Origin of the sequence: Cytobacillus sp. (assembly GCF_964223445.1) — a bacterium.
GTDB lineage: Bacteria > Bacillota > Bacilli > Bacillales > Cytobacillaceae > Cytobacillus.
On the sequence record NZ_CAXQGS010000056.1, the window covers coordinates 1 to 5,926 of the forward strand.

General features: G+C 40.4%; 7 protein-coding genes and 1 other RNA gene. 6 read left to right on the top strand and 2 right to left on the bottom strand.

Going from position 1 to position 5,926, the window contains the following annotated elements:
* Positions 1-336: 336 nt before the first annotated feature.
* Together ACEQ1T_RS10680 and ACEQ1T_RS10685 are read left to right on the top strand one after the other, a co-directional pair.
* Positions 337-1,218, top strand: a complete 882-nt coding sequence (locus ACEQ1T_RS10680; protein WP_370222822.1) for an SPOR domain-containing protein — start codon at positions 337-339, stop codon at positions 1,216-1,218.
* A 107-nt stretch (positions 1,219-1,325) separates the two neighbouring features.
* A complete protein-coding gene (locus ACEQ1T_RS10685; protein WP_370222823.1) occupies positions 1,326-1,835 on the top strand; it encodes a hypothetical protein in 510 nt (169 codons plus the stop codon).
* A 21-nt stretch (positions 1,836-1,856) separates the two neighbouring features.
* Here ACEQ1T_RS10685 and ACEQ1T_RS10690 read toward each other — a convergent pair whose 3' ends face one another.
* Positions 1,857-2,354 (bottom strand): CBO0543 family protein, encoded by a 498-nt coding sequence (locus tag ACEQ1T_RS10690; protein ID WP_370222824.1) that lies wholly within the window; start codon positions 2,352-2,354, stop codon positions 1,857-1,859.
* 220 nt (positions 2,355-2,574) lie between these two features.
* Here ACEQ1T_RS10690 and ssrS point away from each other — a divergent pair.
* Both ssrS and ACEQ1T_RS10700 read left to right on the top strand, forming a co-directional pair.
* Positions 2,575-2,770: non-coding RNA, 6S RNA (gene ssrS / locus ACEQ1T_RS10695), on the top strand.
* A gap of 93 nt (positions 2,771-2,863) precedes the next feature.
* Complete coding sequence (locus tag ACEQ1T_RS10700; RefSeq protein ID WP_206839448.1) at positions 2,864-3,574, top strand: polysaccharide deacetylase family protein; 711 nt, start codon at positions 2,864-2,866, stop codon at positions 3,572-3,574.
* 31 nt (positions 3,575-3,605) lie between these two features.
* Here ACEQ1T_RS10700 and ACEQ1T_RS10705 read toward each other — a convergent pair whose 3' ends face one another.
* Positions 3,606-3,881: a YqhV family protein gene (locus tag ACEQ1T_RS10705; protein ID WP_009334318.1), complete on the bottom strand. Its 276-nt coding sequence runs from the start codon at positions 3,879-3,881 to the stop codon at positions 3,606-3,608.
* Positions 3,882-4,224: 343 nt separating this feature from the next.
* Between ACEQ1T_RS10705 and ACEQ1T_RS10710 the strand changes: the two genes are divergently transcribed.
* Positions 4,225-4,923, top strand: a complete 699-nt coding sequence (locus tag ACEQ1T_RS10710) for a class I SAM-dependent methyltransferase (protein WP_370222826.1) — start codon at positions 4,225-4,227, stop codon at positions 4,921-4,923.
* A gap of 24 nt (positions 4,924-4,947) precedes the next feature.
* On the top strand, positions 4,948-5,469 hold the full coding sequence (locus tag ACEQ1T_RS10715; RefSeq protein ID WP_206839450.1) for a GrpB family protein: 522 nt from the start codon (positions 4,948-4,950) through the stop codon (positions 5,467-5,469).
* Positions 5,470-5,926 lie beyond the last annotated feature (457 nt).

Below are 5,926 nucleotides of genomic sequence, written 5' to 3' on the forward strand. Positions count from 1 at the left end.
GGCATACGCGATACTGGTAGGTGACTGGAGTTCAGACGTGTGCTCTTCCGATCTTTAATCTGAGTGAATAAAGCCGAAAAGAGAGGTGCCTAAGGAGAAATGGTAGTTAAACTGAGCGAACAAAGCCGAAAAGAGAGCCGCCTTAAGAAAAATAGCAGTAGTCTCCGAAAGAATTCCGACCAAAAGTGACAACATGAAAAATGGCACTTAATCCGAATAAATAGCGCCGAAAAATGCAGTAAATCTATAACACCGCTTATGCCCAATTTTCAAAATAGGCCCGTCCCTCTGCGACATCCATTATTTCCTTTCGTCATATATAGTGAGGTGAAATTAATGAAGAATATCAAACAGGCAATTGCTGCAGGAGTCATATCTCTGGCAGTAATTTTTTCAGGGGGAGCCGTTTTGGCGGACCACGGCGGAGATAAAGAAATAGCTGTGGTGAAAAAAGGGGATACACTTTATTCCTTGGCTAAGAAGCATCATATGAGTGTGGAGCAGCTTAAGGAGCTGAATCATTTAGCTGGTACGATAATCTATCCGGGGCAGCGTCTCATTCTATCCGGGGAGGAAGCTGGATACCATAAGATTATTGCCGGGTCTTTCAGCAAAAAAGGGAATGCGGAAAATCGGGCAGCACTATTAAAGAAAAAAGAAATCCCGGCGGCAATTGGCACGGCAGTTATTGATGGCAAAACCTATTACCGTGTGCAGGCAGGTGCTTTTAAAGACAAAAAGAATGCTGTGAAGCAGCTGGAGGCTGTTAAAAAGGCAGGAATTAAAGATGCCTTCATACTTTCCAAAGAAGATCTTCATATTTTTGGCTTAAAGCCAGGAGATGCCTATGAAGAGATAGTATCCAGGATGGGCAAGCCAAAAAAGACTGAAACCCAGCTCAATATTAAAAGCCTTTACTATCAGGGTGATGGAGCCGGGCTAAGGGTAACCTTAAATATGAAGGATGGTACAATAGGCAGTCTTGCTGTATATCCAGAATATTTAAGCCCGCGTATGTTTCCTGCTCTTCCCTTTACTAAGGCCGAAGTAGTAAAAATGTACGGTGATGCTAACAAGTCAAAAACGGTGACATGTTACGAATCAGCCCAGTGTGAAGAATTAACCTACCAGCTGGATCAATTGGAACTTAAAGCCCGGATTGACAGGGATCAAGCCACTGTTCAGTTTCTTGAAATAACCGATCTGACTTATCGATAATTCCATTTGGAGGCCTCCTGAGCCTCCGTTTTTTTTGAAGGAATATCCTTCCTTTTGGAGAATACTTATATATCTGGGCATTTTTTACCAAACCAGGAGGGAAGGCTATGAAGCAAAAAAAATGGACACCAAAAAAGGAATTGGACGGATCAAATACGCTGATTTTTGGCGATAAGCCGGAAATGCTGCCTGAACAGGCATATATTTCTCTGACAAGAGGGGAAGGATTAAATCTCATTCAGTTGTTTATTAATCAGGTGATGACCTTATTGGTAATGAATCAGATGAAAAAAGCACCCGGTCTAATCTATGCTGAACTTAATGGAGAGCTGAAGGAATGGAAGGGAAACGGGCAGACCATGACCATATGGGATGGAAAGCAGATGCCGAAATTCAGAAATCACAATACACATGGCTTTGCAATGAAATTTTTCACATGGATCATTCATCGGAAAAACACTAAAAACTACTATCTTACATACTCTGCAAAAGAGACAATCCCTTCCGTTGCGGAGGTGAAAGATATCTTAAAACAGTACGGCAAGTTTTATGATGGAGGTGTTCTAGCCAGGAAGGCTGCACCACCCGGCACTGGGGAAGATAAGAAGTCTTCGTAGAAAAAAAACACCAATTTCCGATTATGATTTTGGAGCTGATGTTTGCTGGTTTTCCGAAGATTTACGAATTAATCCCATAATACCGCGTGTCACTAAAAATGTTGCCATTATAGTTACAAAACTATAATATGAATTCCATGATTTTTTATATCGGATCAGCTGTGTATATTTTTCAAGAAAATGTTCAGCGACTGCTGATGGAGCACTGAAAATCAGGGACTTTAACAAAATACCCTTAATACCATTATTCCTTGTCAGCTGATTAAAATAAACACACGTTACCGGGAATATTATATAGCTGAAAAGCACGCTGACATCAAAGGTTTTAAACAGATTTACCGGGTATTTGAGATAGCCTTTACGCACTAGCAGATTATCTAAAAAGGTGGCAATATAGCTTTTTAAAAAGAATATGATAAGCCATTCCTTCATTGGGGGCTTTCTAATCAAATTAAAGAAAGACATAATTCCGAATATAAATAACAAACGCAATAGATTTCTTTCGAATTTTCTTCCCAATTGTTAATCCCCCTTATACACAACCTAAACAGTCTTCCTATATTGTTAAGTTGTTTAACCCGCATTATACGAGATTTTCCAAAGGTTTGGATTGTAAAAAATTCCATCATTTTTGTATAAGGCAGTGGGAAAAAATGTAGCATGGGACGCCATTTAGGGGTTATAAAGAGCAGGAAAACATTTCTATTGAAATCATCACATAATTATTTTATTATAATAAAACAAGCTGCATTGTACGTAATCATACTAAAGTTTTAACCTTTAAGCTGAAATAGGGAGTTTAACATCGGAACAGGAATGACAAGCCTCTGTCTATATGACAAGGAGGACAGGCAGGAATGTTTCTGCGGACACCCACTTTGAGGAGTGGTGGTTTAAAACTTTCTTATAACAGTTACGGCAAAAGCGGCTCCATACTTATATTAACAAACCAGTTTCCAATCGGGGGCTGGTTTTTTTATTATATAGAAATTATAATTAGCCTGATACTGTAGCTGTCAGGAGGAATTATGAAAAAACTGCTAAAAATCAGCTTATTGATCATTTTGATTTTAGGACTTTGCTTTTTGCTGTTTGAAATTTCCAAGTCAAGGAGCTTTCAGTTTTTCGGAGGCCTTGTAAACAAAGCAGAAACAGAGGAAAAAGTGGCAGCATTAACATTTGATGATGGACCAGGAGTCAACACGGAGGAAATATTGGACATTCTGAGGGAAGAAGAAATTAAGGCCACTTTCTACCTGACAGGGCAAGAGATTGAGCAAAATATGGACGACGCTAAAAGGATTGCCGGAGAAGGGCATGAAATTGGCAATCATTCCTATTCTCATACACGAATGGTTCTAAAATCTCCCTCTTTTATTAAAGATGAAATTGAGAAAACAGATGATTTGATCAGGCAGACAGGCTATGAGGGAGAAATTCATTTTCGTCCTCCATATGGAAAAAAACTATTTTTTCTGCCTTACTACTTATCTAAACAGGAGCGTCAGACGATCTTATGGAACATTGAGCCTGAAAGTCATCCGGAAATAGAAGGGGATGCCAATAAAATCACGGAGCATGTTGCTGAGAATATAGAACCAGGCTCCATTATTCTTCTTCATGTCATGTATGAAAGCCGGGAAGAGTCTTTGAAGTCTGTTAAGACAATTATTTCTTCATTGAAAGAGCAGGGTTACCATATGACTACGGTTTCCGAATTGCTTAAGCATCAGAAGTAGAGCTGTCTGTACAGCTCTTTTTCTTATTGGATTAGTTGCCTTTTACCCCATAAAGAATGCAGCCAACTCCGCAAAGTACCCATAAGATCTTGCTTAGTGAAACTTTATCTGCCATTCCAGTCAATCCAATCACTGTCGTCAAGAGAAGCACAGGCGGTCCAATCAGGGCAAGTGAACTATTCACAACCAGTGCCTTTTCGATATCATTCATTTTTATAATTAGTAGGGCAACAAAAATTTCAATGCTGCCAGATATTAGCCGCAGAATCGCCATCCCAAGAATCGCCTTATCAAGAAAAATAAACATCATGTACCTCCTATACCTTCTTGTCAGTCATTATATGTGGGCTACACTAAATGAAGGACAAGTTTTGAGAAGAAAATATTTCATAAATGTTTCGAATGTTACGAAATGGTAAAAGTGTGAAGATCGCCAATGGTTCATATTGGGCGTATCCGAGCGTTTTCTTATGTTAAAAGACTTAATATTTATTAGACTATTTGAGTTGAAAAGACCCCCTTATAGGGTCTCCAATTGGAAAAATAATGAAGGATTAACAGGTCGATTTTGCATAAATAATCTATTTTTAATGGAGATGTAATCCTTGATTATGAGGGTTTTAGTAAAATAAAGGAAAGGGGGTATTGCCGTGGAGAAAGCTATTTTACAATATGATGATTTACTGGAAATGCTGGATGGATTGTTAAGAGAACCAAAAGCCTTCTGGGAAAATTTTTATGAAGACCGGGACAAAGAGATTCCATTTTTCATAGCGAAGGGGCCAGATGAAAACCTGGATGAGTATGTTCAAAATGGCTTGCGGCCGGGAAGAACCCTAGAGATTGGCTGCGGTCCAGGGAGGAATGCCATTTTTCTGGCGAAGAATGGAGCGCAAGTGGATGCCATTGATTTTTCCGAAAAGGCGATGGAATGGGCTGCTGAAAGAGCAAAAGAAGCACAAGCGGATATTAGCTTTAAATGCGTATCTCTTTTTGATTTCCAATTTGAACCTCACACCTATGATTTGATATATGACAGCGGCATGTTTCATCACCTCCCCCCGCATAGAAGGCTGACATATTTGGAGATAATCAAAGCTGCACTGAAGCCCGGCGGAAAGTTCGGACTTGTTTGCTTTAATACGGATGGCGCGCTTCCTACTCCAGACTGGGAGGTATATCACAGCGGCAGCTTAAAGGGAGGCATCGGGTATACTGAAGAACGCTTGAAAGAGATATTTAACAAGGATTTTACTTTCATGGAGTTTAGAAGAATGAAAAAGATTCAGCAGCCTAGTAATCTATTTGGAGAAGATTTTTTATGGGCTTGTTTGATGAGGCCAAAATAGAAGTTTTCAGATTAGGAGGAAATCATGACAAGGCAAGTGGCAGTTGCTCCATATAATCCCGATTGGCCATCCTTATTTAAAAGCGAGGCAGCACTCCTCAAGACTATTTTTAAAAGAGAGATTCTGGACATTCACCATATAGGCAGCACGTCCATTCCAGGTCTGGCAGCTAAGCCGGTCATCGATTTAATGCCTATAGTTAATGATATTGAGAGGGTTGATCGCTTCAATGCGGAAATGATTTCACTGGATTACGAACCGCGCGGAGAAAACGGACTGCCTGGCCGGCGGTATTTTCAGAAGGGTGGCAATCAGCGGACCCATCATGTCCATATCTACGAAAAAGGGAATCCTCATATCACCCGGCATCTTGCATTTCGTGATTATTTAAGATTAAACGCAGAAGAAGCAAAAAAATATGGAGCTTTAAAAATGGAGTTAGCGAAACAGCACCCCTTGGACATTGAGGCATACATAAAGGGGAAGGAAGCACTGGTGAGGGAAATTGAGATGAAGGCAATAAAGTGGTATGAATATGAGGGTTAATCCATTATTTATTTCTATCAATTTTTAAAATGAGGATACATAAAAACCTTTTTAAACCCTGAATCGGACAGCGAAGGCCGAATGGGAGAAGAAGGTGTCCGAATTAGGCATGCATTCGGACAGCGATGGTCAAATGGGATAAGAAGGTGTCCGAATTAGGGACGCATTCGGACAGCGAAGGCCAAATGGGAGAAGAAGGTGTCCGAATTAAGCATGCATTCGGACAGGAAAGGTCAAATGGAAGTTGAAGGTGTCCGAATTCGGCATGCATTCGGATAGGAACGGGCAAAAGGGAGAAGAAGGTGTCCGAATTAAGCACGCATTCGGACAGAAAAGGCCAAAAGGGAGAAGAAGGTGTCCGAACCAGGCGTGCATTAGGACAGGAAAGGTCAAAAGGGAGAAGAAGGTGTCCTAATTAAGAATGCATTCGGACAGGAAAGGTCAAAAGGGAGAAGAA